Genomic DNA, 19,044 nt, shown 5'->3' with positions numbered 1-19,044 from the left:
TCCGATTCTGGGAGCCCGAAGGGCGGGATTCGCGCCGATTCGCGGTTGGTTTTATCTTATGGGTCCACAATGTCAGGATCCCCCACCGCGGGCCGCTCCGCGCCGGATCGCAAATCAGAGATTTGCTTCGCTGAGGTCGTCCGCTTTCAGCGTCCAACCCGCAGTCGCGTCCCCGCACCCCGCGATCAGAAAAAGAATTGGAATAAACGATTGGCGAAAATCGCGTGAAAAAAAGAAGTTACTCTTTTGACTCTTCAGTCAGAGAGGTTGGTCCATCCTTTGGATGAAGGTACATGCCTGTGTAGGTCATGTCAAGTGCCTTCTCGGAGTTCTTCTTCGTCAGCAGACTGAATATGATCATCGCGGCGATCGAACAGGCCAGTGAGTAGATCGAGAAGTGCATTGGCAGTTTCTCTACGAAGTTGTAGTAAGCGCCGAACGCGAGACAGGTGATCAGACCGATCAGCATACTGGCGATAGCGCCTTGTGCGGTCGCCCGTCTCCAGTAGAGGCCTGCGATCATCGGCACGGCGAATGCACTGAGCATCAGACCGATACCGAGCCAGATCAGGAATGCGAGCATCTCCGGCGGGTTGATTGCAAGGATCAGCGAGATGACGGCTGCGAGAAGAACGCAGATCTGACTCACGAGTACCACCTGACGCTCGTTTGCTTTCGGTCTGAGCATGGTCTTGAAGATATCCCAGGAGAAGGTCGTTCCGACCGTCAGCATCAGCCGATCGGTCGTTGACATGACTGCCGAGAGCACGATCACCGCAAAAAGCCCGGTGATCAGGATGCTTGGACTTGACGCCTGGATACCGTACATAAGTGCAAAGTCTGCGACCCGTCCTCCCTCCGGCACAATGCCCGAGAGGAGTCCGTCGGCCTGCATGGATCTGACAGCCATACCGCAGATCTTAATGAGAAGCATGATCACGAGGTAGATCAGAAATGCCACCATCGGCGCCCACTTGAAGTACGATGTCTTTTTTGCAGCAAATACGTTCGAGAGAACATGCGGTGCACAGGCGAGACCCACGATCAGCAGTACGCCAAATGAGAATAGATATTCAGGTGTACAGTAGGCATATGCCGCGGTACTTCCCGACGGGAACCAGGGCATTACCAGGTTCGGATCAATCGTTGCAAGAACGGTATTGATATGCTCGAGACCGCCTGCATAGGTCAGGATGAACGGAGCTACGAGGATCACACCAAAGATAAGGATCAGACCCTGAACGAGTCCTGTCCATGAGACTGCATACAGACCGCCGATCACAGTATATGCGGTGATAATGACTCCTGCAATCAGCAGAGCCTGCCAGTGTTCAATACCAAACGCCCAGATCAGAACGATACTGATGGCAGTATACTGCCCGACGAGATATACCAGTGAAACAGCAATACTTGCAAGAGCAGAGAGGGCACGAAGCTCCCTCGTATTTTCATATCTGAGTGAAAAGTAATCCACAACGGTCATGCAACCGTGTTTTTTACCGATCTTATTGAGTTTCGATCCAAAGAATATGATACAAAATGCTGCCGACAGCGGAACGAAAATCTGTTCCCAGATGCCCGGCCAGCCTGATGCAAAACCAAATCCGCTGGTTCCAACAAGGGTCATACCGCTGCAGATCGAACAGACGATCAGGAGGGTAAACAGCCAGAACCCGAGACTTCTGCCCGCGAGCATATAGTCTTCGGTATTTTTGATCTTCTTTGAGGCCCATACGCCGATACCTAGTAAAACTACAAAGTAAACAGCGATGAGAGCTATCGTAATAATTGTGCTTCCTTCAGCAAGTGCCATCTCAGTCTTCATTCTCCTTAGGGAATGTAATGCCCCAAATCAGTAGGAGGATGATACATAAAATGATGGCTCCGCCTACAGCAAAAACTGTAATATCGGGTAATCCTAATATCATATCAATAGTATGCTACGTGTTGACATATAACACGATCGGTTTAATTTTGGAAAGCCACTGAGTGATTAATGGCTGAAGAGTGAAAAAAGAGGGTTTGTCGTTGATTTATCTGTGAGGTTTAGAAGTTTTCACGCGGAACCGCAGATGACCGCGCGGGATTGGAGAAGTTACAGCAGCTTTTGACCGGGCTGGATCTCATACTGCTGGAGAACACTTTTTTTCAGATCAATGACTGCGTCCTCAAGCGGTACGACGAATACGAACTTCGGCACATCGGCAAATCCGTGCAGACCGAAGACGACGTAGAATGGATTTCCCTCAGCTTTTGCATAGGCAAGATATTTGTCGTAGATCTCCTGTGTCGTCCACGGCAGATACGCCTCGCCGTCTTCACCGATAAACATCCGGCTCCGGTAGCAGGTGACCAGATCGAAACGGACCTCGTCGGCGTTCCTGAGGGCAAGAAGATCGGGCTCACCCAACTCCCTCTCCTCGCGGCCGGTCGCCGACCAGTTGCTTCCAAGCCTGTTGATCACATAATCACGGAACGCCAGAGCTACCAGCGGATTTCCGTCATCGGGCTCAGTGTCCTTGTCCGGATACCAGACGCCAAGTGCACGTTCAATGTTGCCTAAAAGTCCCATACTATCAAATCAGTTTATGTGTACGTAGTGCTCTACGCATTCGATGAACAGGGTCTCGTCGCGGATGATCCTTTCGGAAAGCGTCTCGTCATTATATGCTCTCAGCTTTTCTGCCTGTGCATCGATGACTCCCGGCGGGAAGATATCATCTCTTTCAAACATTTTTCGTTTTGCTATGAGGGCATCAGCTGATTCAGCACAACAGGTCGGCAGTTGCCGAAGCGTTTTAAGGAACGACGTGCACTCCTCGTCGAAAATGTTTCTGGACGTGTAGAGTTCATCTGCTTTGGTGAGAGCGCCGTTCATACCAAGACCGTGGATCGCTCCGCAGATCAGACAGGCGACCGTTTCGTAGATATTGGCCGAACCGTCTGCAACACGGTATTCGAAGGTCTGCTTGGCATCTTTGTCGGTTTTTCTCTTGAGACCAAAGTTTGCTTCTGCAGCCATATCGGCCGAGTCGATCCAGCCGAGCGGTACGCGGATCACAGCCGAGCGGTTGTGGTTTCCCCAGAAGATATAGGTTGGTGCTCTTTGATTGGGAACGAGTCTCAGATATGAGACGGGAATAGTGTTCCCGAATGCGGTCACTGCGTCGCTGACATCCAGAATGCCGACAATCATCCTCTTTGCCGTGTCGGAAAGCACGCCCTCTTTGATCAGCACGTTTGTACCGTTTTTCTCTGCGAGGATGTGGATATGGAGACCTGAACCTGCTTTGTTGATGGCGATTTTCGGAGCGAAGGAGACTTCAACACCGTACTGGACACTGAGCACACGAAGGATCCATTTTGCAATGAGGATCTGTTCGACGGCGAAGACCGGACTGGTCGGCAGAAACTCGATCTCATGCTGCTCATAATAGTAGCCGTCTTTGGTGAAGGAGCCGACTTCGGAGTGTCCGTATTTGATCTTACAGCCTGCCCGGGTGATCATGAGCAAGGCTTTGGTCCGCATCTCACAAAACTTGCAGAATGGGGCTGATTCCTGATATCCCGTCCTGTTGCTTCCGTGGTAGAATGTATCCTCTTTGGAGATGACATAGTATTCAAGTTCACCCAGACATTTGAATTCCATACCGGTGTGTTTCTTGAATGATGATTCTGCCTGACGAAGAATATGTTCTGGAGAAGAGGCAAGCGGATGTCCGGTACTGTCGTAGTAGGAACAAAGGATGTTTAACGTCGGGACCCCTGCGAAAGGATCCATGAAAGCTGTGCCGTACCTTGGAACGACAAAGAGATCGGAACTTGGTGCTTCAATGAAGGAAAAGAGTTTGCTGCCGTCAACACGCTCACCATCGGAGAGGATGGTGTCGAGATACTCCTTTGACGAGACGGCGAAATTCAGGGTCTTGAGTTTCCCGTCGCCTGCAGCGTAGCGGAAGTTGACCATTTCAACATGGTTTTCTTCACAGAAACGGAGGATGTCGTCTTTTGTGAAATACTCCGGACTTTTTTTCAGAAACTGTACCAAATCATTCGGGTTCATCATAACCTCCGCATCATTCATAATGATGTATTATTGTACTTTTTTGGTAATTAAGGGAACTGGGTATACATCAGCCCGGGGTCCGTGCTGCGCTGTGCATTCCAAAAAAATGTAAAGAAAAGAGGGTATTATTTGAGAAGAGCGATTGCGTCGCTCACGCTTTTATTTTCCACAGTGATCGCATAGATCGCATTGCAGAATTTGACTGCATCATCCAGAGATTTCTGGTGGATGTTTCTGCCGGTTGCGTTTCCGGATGCTCCGCCGACATGGATCTGGTCATAGAGTTCGCTGAGGAACTTCTCTTCCGTGGTGACCGAGCCCCCTGCACAAACAAGTTTCGTGCGGCCGGCGGCACGAACCGCTTCCCTGAGGAGTTCGGGCGAGGACTTTCCATCTTTTTTGGGTGCGTTGACCTTGACGAAGTCGCTGCCGAGACATGCGGCGACACCTGCCGCTCCGGCGATGAGGTGGGGATCCTTCTCGTCACCAACGGCTTTTCCTCTCGGATAGATCCAGAGCACACAGACCATGCCGTAGAAGTGTGCTTCGTTGATGATCTGGGCGGCTTCAGCGAGCATATCGGCTTCGTTTTCGCTGCCGAGGTAGATCGTATAGCCCACACCGGCGATCTTTATTCCGGACTCTTCAGCGATATCAGCGATCTGCTCAACACTCCACAGCTGCGGGGAGACCGGGTCTTTCTGGGAAACGTTTACCAGATGCGACTTGGAGTTCATCTTCACGAGATAGGGAACGGAAGGGTAGTCTCCGGCATACCGCACGATGAGTCCCAGTTGAGCCGCGAGAACGCCGATCTTTGCTTTGGATGCGATGCGGAAGAGATGTTCAGGATCAGCATCATCTTCGGAGATCCCTGCACCGTAGAAATCGTCGTTCAAGTGTTCTATTTTCTGATCTCCGGCAAAGAGCATCAGGCGACCGGATCCGGCAGTGATCAGATCATAATTGGAAAGATATATGTCCCGCATGGCAAGGGGGACGTCGAGGGGGACCGTAATGTCGGACATGATTGTATTACTTTCTGTTTTTCGACAGTGATTAACTTTATCTTTACGCGAAATCACAAAACAGGGATTTTCAGCAGGTTGTTTTCGGCAATCATCATCTTAATTTCGTTTAATGCCGACGCAACCGGGTCACTCACGTGATCTGCCCATCCAAGACTTGCCGGCTGGATGCCGATAATCACGATTTTCCGTGAGGGTTCGGCTAAAAAATCGACCAGATGATACAGAGGAAGCGTATGCGTCCCGACAGAAGTGTCATGGATATTTTCCGGCGGGATGATCCGGACCGATCCTGCCGGAAGTCCCATCTCTGCGGCGTCTGCGATGATCAGCAGCTCGGGATTGAGTTTGCGCACAAGTCCGGTGAAGTTCTCCGGAGCAGTCCCGCAGTTGAATGCGGTCACGCCGGAAACGCCCTCAAGCATATCCGCAAGCCGGGGTCCCGCCCCGTCATCTGCGTGAAGCGGATTGCCGATCCCGAGAAGAACTATCGACATATCGGTCCTGACAGAAAAATCATTTTAAATCACCAAAAAACAGAATGCATCGACCGGGACTCGAACCCGAGTTTAGGCGTTGGCAACGCCTAGTGATAACCACTACACTATCGATGCTTGCACTAATTACAAGGACGTATAAACATTAAAAGGATTCGATTTGGAGTTCTGAGAGCTTGCCCAGAACCCCATTTTTTGCTTATTCTTTGCCGTCCCAGTACTCTCTCTCTTCCGCGTCATATGCCTGACCCGGATGTTTGAGATGCCACTCGGTCCTGCGCAGGATCCCGTGAAGCGTGCTTGCTTCACGAACGGTGAGTTTGGTTCGTCCAAGGACCCTTCGCGCAAGGAGAAGGGTCGTCTCGCGTTTCTCGACCGGGTGCCGGATCCCTTCCAGGAATCGTCCAAGGTGGGCGTAAAGTGATTCCATCTCGATTTTGCTTGCGAGCTGATACTTGCCACGCTGGAGATGGGCGAGTTCATAACAAACGATGCCTACTGCGTGGGAGATGTTAAGGATCGGGTATTCTTCGTCTGTCGGTATCGTGCAGACGATATCGCACCGTGCGATCTCTTCGTTGTTGAGTCCCCAGTTTTCTCTGCCGAAGAGGATAGAGATCCTGCCGTCAACGTCTTTGATCATCTCGCGGAGTTCGGCGACCGAGTAATACGGCATCCGCATGGGACAGGTGACGGATTTTGCGAGACCGCCGGTTGTCGCAATACAGATATTGCTCCTCGCAAAGACCTCGTCGAGAGTGATCCGTTCAGCATTTTCCAAAACATCTTTTGCATGAACTGCACGGGCTTCGGCCTCCATGCTGAGTTTGGGCGGGTTGATGAGAACGAGATTATGAAAGCCGAAGTTTTTCATCACGCGGGCGGTGAATCCAATGTTTCCTTCGTACAGCGGTTCCACCAGCACGATGTCGATCTGCAGAGGATCTTTATTGGGTTTTTCTGAGGAAGACTGGGTTGTTGGGAGATGCATTATCTTTCGTTTGGGTCACTGAATATTCAGTCTTGTGTTTGGGTCAGTCAGCCCGAATGAAAATGAGGCTCTGCGTCGGTTTGCTCCGATCAAACGTAAAAAAGAACAAAGTCTGAGAATCTATTTTCTCAGCTTTTTATCGATGGCAATAGCCGCTTCTTTTGCGGTCCCCATCGCGAGAATCACGGTCGCGGCTCCGGTTGCGACATCTCCGCCGGCATAGACTTTGGGGATGCTCGTCTCGCCCAGACAGTTCACGGCAACACTGCCGTTTCTGTTTCGGGTAAGTTCGGGCAGCATGCGGAGAAGAAGCGGGTTTGGTCCCTGACCGATCGCCTCGACCACGACATCCGCCTCGATCACAAACCCGCTTCCTTCTATCGGGTAGAAAGAACAGCGGCCGTCGTCTCCGGTCGTGCCGAGTTCCATCTTGATGGCCTCGACCCCGGAAACGGCGTTGTTCTCGCCAAGGATAGCGATCGGATTCGTCGCTGTCATGAAGGAGACACCTTCCTCCTTCGCATGACGAACTTCATCGAGTCTTGCCGGCATATCTGCTTCGCCTCTCCTGTACATGAGCGTTACGTCAGCGCCCATACGCCGGGCGACACGTGCCGCATCCATCGCGACGTTCCCGCCGCCGATGACCACGACCTTTTTGCCGACCTTTACCGGCGTATCGTTTTCAGGGAACTTGTTTGCCCCCATCAGATTCACGCGGGTCAGGAACTCGTTTGCCGAGTACACGCCCGGCAGATTTTCTCCCGGAATGCACATGAAGTACGGGAGGCCCGCGCCCGTTCCAAGGAACACGGCACTATAGGTGAGAAGCTCCTCGACCGAGACCGAACGGCCCACGATATGGTTTGTTTTGATCTCGACACCGAGTTTTTTCACCTGATCGATCTCATACTGCACGATATCCTTTGGCATACGGAACGCCGGGATGCCATACATCAGAACGCCTCCTGCCTCATGCAGGGACTCAAAGATCGTTACAGAATGACCGCGTCGTGCGAGTTCGGCAGCACAGGCAAGACCTGCAGGACCCGAGCCGACGACCGCCACTCTTTTGCCGGTCGCCGGAGCACATTTCGGGCACTTCGCCCCTTTCTTTCGCTCAACGTCGGCAACGAACCGCTCAAGCTGGCCGATAGCGATTGGCGTGTCCTTCTTACCGAGGATACACACTCCCTGACACTGGGATTCCTGCGGGCAGACACGTCCGCAGACAGCCGGCAGCATGTTGTCCTTCTTGATAATATCCGCCGCATCCTGGAACTTCTCGTCGGCGATCGCCTGGATAAATGCCGGGATGTCGATCCCCACCGGGCATCCACTGATGCATTTCGGTTTTTTACACTGGATACACCGTTTTGCCTCGGCAACGACCTCTTCTCTGGAAAGTCCGAGATCCACTTCTTCGAAGTCGGCTACTCTGATATTTGCATCGCGATCCATTTACTCCACCTTCCTGCAGCGGCAGACGTGTTGTTCGGCACGGAATTCCATCGACTGCTTCTCCTCTGCGAGATACATTCTCTGCCTGGTCATCAGATCGTTCCAGTCGACTTCATGCGCATCGAACTCGGGTCCGTCGACACAGGCGAACTTCATCTCGCCGCCGACGGTGACTCTGCAGCTCCCGCACATTCCGGTACCGTCCACCATCACCGGGTTTAAGGAGACGTAGGTCTTGATACCGAACGGACGGGTCACTTCGCTCGTGACTTTCATCATCATGCCCGGTCCGATGATCCAGACCTTGTCGATCGTTCGTCCCGACTCGCATAACTCTTTCAGAGGGCCGCTTGCGAATCCTTTGATCCCGTAGGAACCGTCATCGGTCGTTACATAGAGTTCGTCGCATATCGCCCGCATGTCGTCTTCGAAGATCAGCAGATCCCGGTTTCTCGCACCGATGATGCCGATGACATAGTTTCCGGCGTCCTTTGCTGCCTCTGCAAGGATCGGCGTACAGGCCACGCCGACTCCTCCGCCGACGATGACCACGGTCTCGCTGCCGCGGGCGATATCGCTCGGCATTCCGAGAGGGCCTGCAACGTCACGCAGTTCATCGCCCGTTTTCAGGGTTGCAAGTAGTTTCGTTGTCGTTCCTACTGCCATGAAAGCGATCCTGATATCGTCTCCGTTCGTTCCGGAAATCGTCAAAGGAACCCGTTCCCCAGCTCCATCGGCGTGGATAATACAAAACTGGCCGGCCTTTGCATGGCGTGCGACCTGAGGTGCATGGATCCACATCTCGAATACGGCTTCTGATAAGGCTTGTGCCTGAACAATCGTGTACTTTCCCATAATATGTTCCTTTGAGATATGTGATTGTACATTTGCTCTGACATACATTAATTGTGACGTTTATCCGGTCGCCAGATTCATCACTGTTGAGTACAAAATCATAAAACAGATGAGCAACGACTTTGAGCGGGAGATGGTTCTCTGCATGAACCGATTCTTTACCGAAAATAAAAAGAAGGGGTTTGCCTACCGACTCAAACAGTCTCACTTTAACACCCAGTATGTGGATATCATCGTCGATTCGCTGGATCCTGCCTATTATCTCGCGATCGAGTGCAAATCCCTGAACGGAAAACGGCTGTACTTCACCAGCAACTTCCACAAAGATAAGGACGGTGTGCATCAGGTCGACAACATCTCCGGGTTTGTCAAATACACCGGCCGTTGCGGGTATCTCGCGGTCGAGTTCCGTGGTCAGGGTCCAAAAAATGAGGCATATCTTATGCCCTGGACGAAGGTTCTGGAGTTTTTCGGGACATCTGCCGGGATCCCTATCGAGGAGTTTCGGAAATGCATTCCACTTGAGAGGGTGCAGGGAGGCTACCGTCTTCCCTGTCTCAATCCATTATAGTAATTAGGAGTGAAAACCAATAAGTATAGAATTCATGACGGCAGCTACAAGATTCATATCAATAAACGGAAGGCCTGTCAAAACTCCGATCGTGATCGCATCAATGGCAGGAATAACCGATGCGGAGTTTGTTCTTGCCCGCAGTAAACATGCCGGCGTTGCTTTTATCGGCGGATACAATACAGATGAACCAAGCAGAAAAGCGTCGACTGCGATGGAAGCAGACGGACGTAAAGAGTTCGATGCTGACTTTGATGAAATAGCTACCGAGATCGATATCCTGGACGGAGCAGACATCATCATCGGTCTCAATCTGAGAGGAGCGACACCGGAAGGGTTTGTTGCCGCGGCAAAACGGTTCGGACCTTCGGTCGTGTACGAGATCGATGCCCACTGCCGTCAGCAGCCGATGATCGATGCAGGATGCGGCGAGTATCTTCTTCACAATCCGGAAAAGTTGTGTGCGATCGTTTCGGCCCTTGCAGCCGAAGGTGTGACCGTTTCAGTCAAGACCCGTGCAGGTGTGGTTGATGACCGCGAGCTCGCAAAAATGCTCTGGAAAGCCGGAGCTTCGATCATCCATGTCGATCTGATGGATACGGGACACACCAAGATCAGACAGATCAGAAACAGCTGCCCCTTGATCATCATCGCAAACAACGGGGTCAATAGTCCCGACAAGATGATGGACTACTTCGCTCACGGGGCGGATCTTGTTTCGGTCGCCCGAAGTGCAAGCGTCAGTGTCCTGCAGACCCTCGACCGGTATATCCGGGCCGTCGCAGAGGAGATCGGCTGGTACAATGCGCCAAAGCAGCTGTGCAGGGGCGGCGATATGCGCTCGCTCACGTTCTGCTGTATGCCGGTGAAACAGTGTCCGCTTCTTCCCTCTCTGGAGTCACTTGGTATGAGCCGCGAGGAGTATCTCGCCCTGAAAAAGGAGGCGACGATCGAGACGCCTCTCTCACAGGGCAGTCATACCTGTTTCGGCAGTCTTGCCTTTTGCTGTAAATCCTCGACCCCCTGTATGTTCCGGGACATGACGCTGAAGTCGATCGATCTCCCGATGAATGAATATATGGCTCTGAAACGTACGCTTTCAGAGAAGATCGTGAAGAAGATCTTTGAAAATGTCTAAGCTGTCTCTTGCTGAAACTGCCGAACTATCGATGCTCCTTGAGGTGAGCGCCAACATCAAACCGGGAAATATCGACCGGTTTCATGATTATGAGGATACGAAGTTCCGGCATTTTCTGGCATCGGCAGTGCTCGCCAGGGATGTTTTTGAAAAGGTCTCGAATCTGACGCTCGGCGAGGCGATGTATGCGACAGTCGTTCACACGAACGGTCATGCGGGAGGGAATACGCATTTCGGGGCGTTTATCCTCCTTTTGCCGCTGATCAAAGGCAAAGGCATCGCCGGGGCGTGTGAAGCCGTCATGCAGACGACGGTCGAAGATGCCATTCTTTTTTATCAGGCTTTCGGCAAGACCCAGGTTCGGGTGAACAAGGAGGATGAGATGGATGTAAATGATCCCGCGTCGATCGCGATGCTCCGCGAGAAGAAGATGACTATGCTTGATGTTATGACGTATTCGAGTGAGACGGATATGGTTGCCCGCGAATGGGTGAACGGCTTTTCGCTGACGCGAAAGGCGGCCGATATGCTGAAGGAAAAGGACGGGGCAGATTCGATCCAGGATATGTTTCTGCGTTTGATGGCCGCGTATCCGGATACGTTTATCGCGAAGAAGTTCGGGTATGCCCGGGCGGTTTCGATCATGGAACGGGCGCAGCTGGTTCGCGCAGGCGGACTTTCGCTGAGCAGGTTCGATGAGGAGTGCATCCGCGGCGGGGTGAATCCCGGCTCTCTTGCAGATATCTGCATCGCGGGGATCTTTACTGCGCTTCTGGAGGGGTGGCAATGGGACTGTTAGGCGAAGGGATCACTGAAGTGATCGCGGTCACCAAGGATAATGCAGCACCGATCGGGATCATTGTGCGGGCGGGTCAGGCGCCGAAGATGATCCTTTTCAAGGGGTCAAAGACGGCGGAGAATGTGGCACAGTACGGCTGGGTGACGGCGAATTTTGTGAGCGATTCGTATCTGTATCCGCAGTATGCATTTTCGGATGTGGAGAAGTCGAGTCTCCGGAAGGTGTTTGTCGGGGGGACGGTGATGCAGCTGCTTCGGGATGCGGATGCTTGGATGGCATTTACGGCCCGCGTGGTGAATGAGACGAAGGATGCGTATTTTGTGGAGCTTGAACCGGTTGCCTCAGAGTTTTGTCGTGATGAGATGCGACCGGTGAACCGCGGATTCAATGCGGTGATCGATGCGACGGTCCATGCGACGAGGTATGTGATGAATCATGATCCAAAGCTGCGTGATCTGATCAAGTATCATCTGGGTATCGTGCGTAAGTGCGGAGGGGCGAGGGATCTGGAGGCAGCAGCACTAATTAGGGAAGTCTGCGGGCTTTAGTTCTGTATTATTTCAACACAAAATATCTGCCAGCCCTTTCGCTCGTATCAATACACCGGGATCAGACCCGTATTCTCCCCGGTGATGCATTCCCCACCGTGAGGCGTCACGATAAACGTATTCTCGATCCCGACCATTCCTACATCTGTTATCCCCTTCTTCGGCTCGATCGCGAGCGTCATATTCTCAGCAAGCGGCTCATCAAACCCTTTCGCGATGACCGGCATCTCATCGATTAACAGACCGATCCCGTGACCAAGGAATTTGACCCGCCGTTCTTTATAGCCCATAAAATTTTCTTTGAAATCCTCATCAAGACCGTCCATTATCGTCTGATAGATCACCGACGGGATCTCACCCGGTTTCAGCATCGACGCAACTGTATTCTGGACATCTACACATTTATAATGCATATCCATCACATCTTCCGGCTGTGATTTCCCAAACATATATGTCGTCGTCTTATCCGTCTGATACCCGTGATAGCCGCATCCCACATCCAGATACACCAGATCACCAAATTTCAACTTCCTATCCGGACTTCCGAGCACTGGAGCATACGGCCCGATACCCCGGTTTCCGCTTGCACCGTTAAAATACGACGGATATAACGAACTCTCGCCAAACCCGATATGACCCATTATCATTTCTGTGTCAAACATCCCGAACCTTACGAGCCCCTGATGACCCTCCTCAACAAAAACCTTGTAAAGGTCTGTTCCGAACTCCGCCTCGCTCATACCTTCTCTGAGCATATCGGGAACCAGATCCTCTTTCACATGACGATGGATCTGCCCGGATTTTTTCATGAGCGCAAGCTCATACTCACTCTTTACTGATCTGAGATCGGCGATCGTCTTATCAGCTGAAACGATATTCTTGAACGGGAAATATTTCAGAAATCTCTGCAGGTGTGCGTAGGAGATAAGTTCCGTTTCTGTGTAAATGGTTTCACTCGTGATTGCCGATTCTCCTGCAGCATCGCGGAAACTTCCCATCGGTCGTATATCTTTAAAGTTGGATTCATCAAGAGCACGTGAATAACTGTTTCTCACCCAGAATACAGCGTCTTCATCGCGGGGGATCAAAAGCACGCCGTCCTGCATCGTGCCGGTAAAGTAGTAGAGATTGACCTTGCCAAAAATTGCGGTATATTCCCAGTCGGGATTTTTGCAGTCCATGTGTGCATGAAACCGGGTCATACGGTTTTCAAGCTCAAAGAGAGGGACATTATTTTGCATAACCAGTTTATTCAGAATAAGGGGATAATACTTGGTATATCTCATACAGGATCAGGGTGGATGCAGGCCCTGTTCGTTTTCTTCATGTATTCGGGCAGCCCGCAATCTCAAATCTCAAGATTTGCTCGCAAGGCAAAGCCTTGCTCGGCTGAGGCCGCCCCTGCGGGGCAGCCCGCATCCCAAAAAATATAATTCGACAGGCGTTGTACGTTGTACCCACAAGGGAATGCCATGAATACACCATCGATCATAACGTTTTTGACGGAACATGCAGACAAAAAAACCGTCTCCTTCCACATGCCCGGCCACAAAGGCTCCGCCGTCTACCGGCGGTTCGGCTACGATGACTTCCTCCAAAAGATGATGGACTGCGATATCACCGAGATCCCCGGCGCCGACAACCTTTTCCAGACCGAAGGCATCCTCAAAGCTGCTCAGGAAAAGTATGCCGAACTCTACGGTGTACAACGCTCCTATCTCCTCATCAACGGTACAAGCTGCGGCGTTATTGCCGCCGTTATGGCCTCCGTTCCCAAAGGCAGAAAACTCGTCATGGCCCGCAACTCCCATAAGGCGATCTTCAACTCTCTCGTCCTTGCTGACATCCAGCCAGTCTATGCCTACCCCGAGATCATCAGTGAATACGGCATCTCCGGCGGCATCACTGCAGATGAGATCGAACGGTGTCTTGCCGAAAATCCCGAAGCCGAGGCAGTAATTCTTCCATCTCCAAATTATTACGGAATCTGCTCCGACATCCGGGCCATCGCCGAAGTCGTACACCGCCGCGGGAAGGTCCTCATCGTCGATCAGGCGCACGGCGCCCACCTCAAATTCTTCCGTAACGCAGGCTTTACCGACATGCCCGAATCCGCCGAAGAGCAGGGTGCCGACATCGTCGTCAACTCGATCCACAAAACCCTCGCCTCCTTTACGCAAAGTGCGGTACTCAATCTCAACTCCGACTGGGTCGATCATTATGTACTGGAAGACAAACTTCAGATGCTGGAATCCACCAGCCCCTCGTATCTTCTCATGGGCTCGCTCGACATAAATGCCGCGATCCTGAACGAACACCAAACGACCCTCATGACCGAGTGGCATGAGAGCCTCATGCACTTCTATCAGGAGGCGCCTGCCGTCAAAGGTCTCAAGGTCATCGGCAGTCCTCTGGATGCTGACGCGAATATAAGTATGGACATCACGAAAATCAACCTCGACATGAGTGCGGTCGGCATCGACGGGGCACGACTCGAAGAACTTTTGATGGAACGCGGGATCTTTGCTGAACTTACCACCGGCCCGATCCTCATGTGCATGACAGGGATCGGCAATACACTCAGCGACAGTAAACGGCTGATCGAAGCTTTGAAAGATATTAGTGCATGCTGCAGCGTCGCGGCCGCCGCCTCGCCAGCAAAAACCGCGGTCACTGCGGTCCTCAAAGAAAAACTTCGGTTGTTCCCTGTACCGCAGGACAAGGAACGCGTCCCGCTACTTGCGGGTGCCGGTAGGATATGTGCTTCATCGATCATCCCCTATCCGCCGGGCATCCCCTTCATCTGCCCCGGCGAACAGCTCACCGAAGAGGTCATACAGTACATCAAAAAGCTGAGAGATGCCGGAGAGAAAGTCATCGGCATCAACGATCTGGGCGAGATCACCGTCGAGCGGCAGCTTCGGTAAACCGCCTTTCGGCAAATATTTTTTTACCCCGCTTATGCGCGTATACCCCCCCCCTCTTTTTCCAAAAAACCGCTGAAGCCCAGTCACCCAAAACTATTCAACCCCCCTTGTGACATAAATGGAAAATCCGGGCATGCATTTGGTTTTTTGAAGTCCATGGATATCGGCCCAAAGTCCATAAATCAGGCAATTCTCCATTCTTTTACGAGGGACACCTTTAAGCCTAGGGGGGGGCAATTAAGTTTAGTAATCTCAGAGCCGCCCGGTTGCGGGGCTAGATTTCCTGTACTTTCATACTAGCTAAAAAGGAGTGTGGTCTATGGGTCTTGAAAACACAAATGACGTCTTGATGGAAACAACCTTATTCGAAGAATTCGAAAGTAACGTAAGGTCGTATTGTCGGAAGTATCCGGTTATTTTTTCAAAAGCCAAAGGCTCTTTACTAATTGATCAGAACGGGATCGAGTATATCGATTTCCTCTGTGGGGCCGGCAGCTGTAACTATGGTCATAATAATGACTATATCAAAGAAAAAGTGATCGAGTATCTGCAGAGTGATGGCTTGATCCATGGTCTGGATATGTATTCCATTGCCAAGGGCGAGTTCATTCAGTTCATGCAGAAGTATGTTCTGATCCCGCGCGGTCTCAATTATAAGATCCTGTTTCCGGGACCGACTGGGACAAATGCTGTTGAAGCTGCATTAAAGATCGCCCGCAAGGCGAAAGGCAGATCCAACGTGTTGGCATTGATGGGCGGATTCCATGGAATGACTCTTGGAGCTCTTGCTCTGACGACGGAGAGAACTGCACGGGAAGCCTGTGGTGTGACTCTCGGAAATGCAACGCATGTTCCTCATCCGTCGATGATGAAGAATCTGGACACGATCGAGTATATCGATATGATCCTGAGTGATGATCACAGCGGTGTTGATAAACCGGCGGCCATTATTCTCGAATCCGTACAGGGAGAGGGCGGTATCAATATCGTCTCGGATCAGTGGCTCAGAGACATCCGTGCATTATGCGACAAACATGATATGCTGCTGATCCTGGACGAGATCCAGACTGGATGCTGCAGGACAGGTTCGTTCTTCTCGTTCGAACGCGGCGGTATCGTTCCCGATATCGTGGTCATGGCAAAATCCATCGGCGGTATCGGCATGCCGTGTTCGATTGCTCTGGTGAAGCCGGAGTATGATGTCCTCGCGCCAGGTGAGCACAACGGAACATTCAGAGGCTTCCAGCTTTCGTTCGTTGCAGGAAAGGCTGCTCTCGAGTTCATGCTCAATGAGCATATCGAAGAGGAGACCGTTCGAAAAGGTAAGATCGTTCAGGATTATCTGGCTGCAAACCTGCCGCTCATTGATCCGGGGCTGACCTTCCGGGGTCTTGGATTGATGTGGGGTATCGACTGCGGGGCATATCCTGCAGGGACCGCTCATCAGATCAGACAGCTGTGCTTTGAAAACCGGCTCATCCTTGAGCTCTCGGGCAGAGAGGACTCGGTTGTGAAGCTGATGCCTGCATTAACGACCGATGATGCTATGCTGATGCAGGGTCTTGAGATCGTGCGGAATGCGATCACCCAGGTGGTCACAGCGGTAGTAGCTTCCCAGACAACGGGCGATGAACAGGATAATACCAAATTATTTGCCTGAATATTCAGGCACATTTTTTTTAATTTGTTGTTTTATGCGCATGAATGCGCTGTAATATTTTGAAGATTTATTATCAGCGCATCAATCGAACTAATTTTCTCATTCTCTGCTCTACTGTAATGTTACAGGACTCTTGTGATTTATCTTTGCAGAAAGATATGTTGAAAAATCATTGTTGAGAAGAGAAACATACGAATGCCAGTGTAATTTACTGCTCACTGCCGGATGCGGAAGTGAAACAAAAATCTGTTGCTGGTTCGTAAACCGTTCAAACAGCGGGTCACCAACAATGAGATCATAACATCCTTCTTCGATAAGTTTTTGAAGATGTAGTTCATTTGAAAGTTTGATGTCTCCTTCACGTGCGATAGAACCAGCAAATGCAAAGAATGTGGCGACATTCACCGTAGAATAATTCAGGTCTTCAATCAGGAAATCACGTCTAGTGTTCGCAGAAATCTGTTCCCCAATCACAAGCGCTTTTCTGGAATAAACATGAGGGGCGGGAAGTTGCGGCGTATAATCTTGTAAAAATGCCTGCATTTTCTCTTTGTCGTTAGTAGTTCCCGGAAGCATTGCGCAGAAAGGAGTGCCATATTTTTCCTTCATTTTTTCTGCAAGAGGAATTGCTGCCGCGGACACCACAATATTTTTTTCCGCATTGGGTGCTTTGATAATCGTCTCCAGATCATCTCCGGGGAGAAAACATAATACCCGGTATCCGCACGACTCTACAAATGATGCTAATCTTCGATCGTCGCCTGAAATGAAAAAATCTAAGGGGGTGTATCCGAGGATATTGACTGTTTTTGGCTCTTTTACTCCCGATTCCTTCATAAACTGCTCTTCGATCATCAGGAGAGCTTTTTTGATACCATCATCATAATACTGAAATCCTGTAGTATTCAGCCCAAATGCGGGAATTTTGGCAGCATCAAAAACTTCAGCAGCAATTCCCGAGATATCACAACCGATTAATGCAGGGACTGGTGTTCCAAGAATTGCAACAAATTTGGGATGATGATTTTTGCACTCCTGAAGAATTTTATCGAGAAGAATCGAATCATCACCCATCGTTGCCTCCTCCTCACGGATAAATGAACTAAATACCATCTCTGGAGCATGATACCAGCGGGGTTCGTCAAATCCGGTAAAATTACCCATACATCCTGATGGTTCATGGATCACTACAAGCCCGCCCATATTATAAAATACCGAAGCGGCGCCGGAATAATCCGTTGCAAATGACGGCAGGTGTACAAACAGATGGCTCATTTATGCCACCAGTCCATAAGCTTCAATCATTTTGCGCAGATCCTTTGGATGAGAGACACTCTCTATCAAAAGATTCATCAAGAGTTCTACCCCATAGTAGCCAAACATCCCTTCATCACCAAGCAAATCGACCACACTTTCAGCACCTGCGAAATATCCTGCATCATATCCGACAGCAATTTCCGCCATACCGCATTTTCCAATGTTATTCGTCATTGCGGGATCTTTCGTATCATGGATCACAATTTCCGGAGCATACTTTCGTATCCATTCATACGCTTCGCGTTCAAAGGGCACAACATCTTTTCCGAAAATGTCAGTGACAACAAAGCCATAGATTATCAATGCCCGAGCAAGACTAAACGGTCTGCATACCGCAGATGCTCCGACTGCGATCGGCTTTTTTCCCACTGCATCTTTTGCTTTATTGATTGCTTCCCGCGCACGTTTTTCATACTCTTCGAGCTCGCATCGTGCAGAAAGCATCGAAAATATCTCTTCATACTGCTCTCTAATCTGAATAATATCATAAGAGACCGGAACAAAGCGAAATTCCATTCGGGAACTTAGACTTTTTGCTGCAAGAATCGCTTCGGGACGAACCACCAGATTCCATTTTGATCGCCCCATTCGTCTAAAATCTTCAAATGAGGGTTGGTCAGATACATGAAATGTCTCTGTAACCCCACAGTTTTTTAGCACTTCATAAATTTCGCTGTTGGAATTGATCGGCACATTATTCCCAATAAAATTGAGCGTGTTCAGTTGTGATGAAGAGAAATCCAGTAATGAGTACATCTTCTCCTGCATAGTCAGTCCAGGGGGACGTTTCGTATCTGCAGACACTGGATTCATCAGACAAATTTGAAATACAATGTCGGGATTTCGCTTTTTCAGCTCATCAATTATACTTTTTTCATCAAATCCTGCTAAATAAAGAACACAGCAGATATATACCAAAAATACTTTAGGGCGTTGTATCTGAGGTAGAAGTTCATCAATAGCATTACAGAGCTCATCTTCAACCATTCCAAGAGCAAGTTCATGCTCATCAAAGAAAAGATAACTGATCCTATTTTTATACTCCTGCTGAATTGCATTGATGGATGTGTGCCGCCCGCATGATGGCGGGCAGACAAACAATAGATAGCTTTCCGGAATTAATGAACCGACTCTTACAATCCCATATCCTCCATAGGTGGTTGAGCAGAAACAGAGTTTATTCATA

17 protein-coding genes and 1 tRNA gene are annotated in these 19,044 nt (G+C 50.4%); 6 read left to right on the top strand and 12 right to left on the bottom strand.

Translation table 11 applies throughout. From position 1 onward, the window contains the following. Positions 1-238: 238 nt before the first annotated feature. The 9 genes from Q7J08_RS01635 to Q7J08_RS01595 form a co-directional block, all read right to left on the bottom strand. A complete protein-coding gene (locus Q7J08_RS01635; RefSeq protein ID WP_304909946.1) occupies positions 239-1,825 on the bottom strand; it encodes a sodium:solute symporter in 1,587 nt (528 codons plus the stop codon). Positions 1,826-2,095: 270 nt separating this feature from the next. Next, entirely contained in the window at positions 2,096-2,572 is a 477-nt protein-coding gene (locus tag Q7J08_RS01630) for a hypothetical protein (protein ID WP_304909945.1), read from the bottom strand. 9 nt (positions 2,573-2,581) lie between these two features. Next, a complete protein-coding gene (locus tag Q7J08_RS01625; RefSeq protein ID WP_304909944.1) occupies positions 2,582-4,084 on the bottom strand; it encodes a glutamine synthetase beta-grasp domain-containing protein in 1,503 nt (500 codons plus the stop codon). Between the two features lie 107 nt (positions 4,085-4,191). Then, positions 4,192-5,094, bottom strand: a complete 903-nt coding sequence (locus Q7J08_RS01620; RefSeq protein WP_304909943.1) for an aldolase — start codon at positions 5,092-5,094, stop codon at positions 4,192-4,194. Between the two features lie 53 nt (positions 5,095-5,147). Then, positions 5,148-5,591, bottom strand: a complete 444-nt coding sequence (locus Q7J08_RS01615) for a hydrogenase 3 maturation endopeptidase HyCI (protein WP_304909942.1) — start codon at positions 5,589-5,591, stop codon at positions 5,148-5,150. 45 nt (positions 5,592-5,636) lie between these two features. Then, positions 5,637-5,708: transfer RNA gene (locus tag Q7J08_RS01610), tRNA-Gly, on the bottom strand. Between the two features lie 82 nt (positions 5,709-5,790). Further along, positions 5,791-6,582, bottom strand: a complete 792-nt coding sequence (locus tag Q7J08_RS01605) for an RNA methyltransferase (RefSeq protein WP_304909941.1) — start codon at positions 6,580-6,582, stop codon at positions 5,791-5,793. A 120-nt stretch (positions 6,583-6,702) separates the two neighbouring features. After that, complete coding sequence (gene gltA / locus Q7J08_RS01600) at positions 6,703-8,043, bottom strand: NADPH-dependent glutamate synthase (protein ID WP_304909940.1); 1,341 nt, start codon at positions 8,041-8,043, stop codon at positions 6,703-6,705. Beyond that, positions 8,044-8,898 carry a sulfide/dihydroorotate dehydrogenase-like FAD/NAD-binding protein gene (locus tag Q7J08_RS01595; RefSeq protein WP_304909939.1) on the bottom strand — a complete coding sequence of 285 codons (855 nt, stop codon included), beginning with the start codon at positions 8,896-8,898 and terminating at the stop codon, positions 8,044-8,046. A gap of 109 nt (positions 8,899-9,007) precedes the next feature. On the opposite strand from Q7J08_RS01595, the gene Q7J08_RS01590 reads away from it, so the two are divergent. From Q7J08_RS01590 to Q7J08_RS01575, 4 genes are read left to right on the top strand one after another with little or no spacing between them, the layout of a single operon-like run. Further along, on the top strand, positions 9,008-9,469 hold the full coding sequence (locus tag Q7J08_RS01590; protein WP_304909938.1) for a Holliday junction resolvase: 462 nt from the start codon (positions 9,008-9,010) through the stop codon (positions 9,467-9,469). Positions 9,470-9,503: 34 nt separating this feature from the next. Beyond that, positions 9,504-10,607, top strand: coding sequence for a methanogenesis marker 9 domain-containing protein (locus Q7J08_RS01585; RefSeq protein WP_304909937.1), 1,104 nt, complete (start codon positions 9,504-9,506; stop codon positions 10,605-10,607). Next, complete coding sequence (locus Q7J08_RS01580; RefSeq protein ID WP_304909936.1) at positions 10,600-11,406, top strand: triphosphoribosyl-dephospho-CoA synthase; 807 nt, start codon at positions 10,600-10,602, stop codon at positions 11,404-11,406. The genes Q7J08_RS01585 and Q7J08_RS01580 overlap by 8 nt, the downstream gene beginning before the upstream one ends. Further along, positions 11,394-11,954 carry a DUF447 domain-containing protein gene (locus tag Q7J08_RS01575; protein ID WP_304909935.1) on the top strand — a complete coding sequence of 187 codons (561 nt, stop codon included), beginning with the start codon at positions 11,394-11,396 and terminating at the stop codon, positions 11,952-11,954. Before Q7J08_RS01580 ends, Q7J08_RS01575 begins: the two co-directional genes overlap by 13 nt. 47 nt (positions 11,955-12,001) lie before the next feature. On the opposite strand, the gene Q7J08_RS01570 is transcribed toward Q7J08_RS01575, so the two are convergent. After that, positions 12,002-13,195: a Xaa-Pro peptidase family protein gene (locus tag Q7J08_RS01570; RefSeq protein ID WP_304909934.1), complete on the bottom strand. Its 1,194-nt coding sequence runs from the start codon at positions 13,193-13,195 to the stop codon at positions 12,002-12,004. 231 nt (positions 13,196-13,426) lie between these two features. Here Q7J08_RS01570 and Q7J08_RS01565 point away from each other — a divergent pair, with 231 nt between their 5' ends. Both Q7J08_RS01565 and Q7J08_RS01560 read left to right on the top strand, forming a co-directional pair. Beyond that, positions 13,427-14,881, top strand: a complete 1,455-nt coding sequence (locus tag Q7J08_RS01565) for an aminotransferase class I/II-fold pyridoxal phosphate-dependent enzyme (RefSeq protein WP_304909933.1) — start codon at positions 13,427-13,429, stop codon at positions 14,879-14,881. A gap of 319 nt (positions 14,882-15,200) precedes the next feature. Further along, a complete protein-coding gene (locus Q7J08_RS01560) occupies positions 15,201-16,541 on the top strand; it encodes an aspartate aminotransferase family protein (RefSeq protein WP_304909932.1) in 1,341 nt (446 codons plus the stop codon). A 111-nt stretch (positions 16,542-16,652) separates the two neighbouring features. On the opposite strand, the gene Q7J08_RS01555 is transcribed toward Q7J08_RS01560, so the two are convergent. Both Q7J08_RS01555 and Q7J08_RS01550 read right to left on the bottom strand, forming a co-directional pair. After that, entirely contained in the window at positions 16,653-17,816 is a 1,164-nt protein-coding gene (locus Q7J08_RS01555) for a nitrogenase component 1 (protein WP_304909931.1), read from the bottom strand. Beyond that, positions 17,817-19,043, bottom strand: a complete 1,227-nt coding sequence (locus tag Q7J08_RS01550) for a nitrogenase component 1 (RefSeq protein WP_304909930.1) — start codon at positions 19,041-19,043, stop codon at positions 17,817-17,819. Position 19,044 lies beyond the last annotated feature (1 nt).

Origin of the sequence: Methanocorpusculum sp. (genome assembly GCF_030655665.1) — an archaeon.
GTDB lineage: Archaea > Halobacteriota > Methanomicrobia > Methanomicrobiales > Methanocorpusculaceae > Methanocorpusculum.
This window is presented reverse-complemented; position numbering and strand designations above follow the sequence as displayed.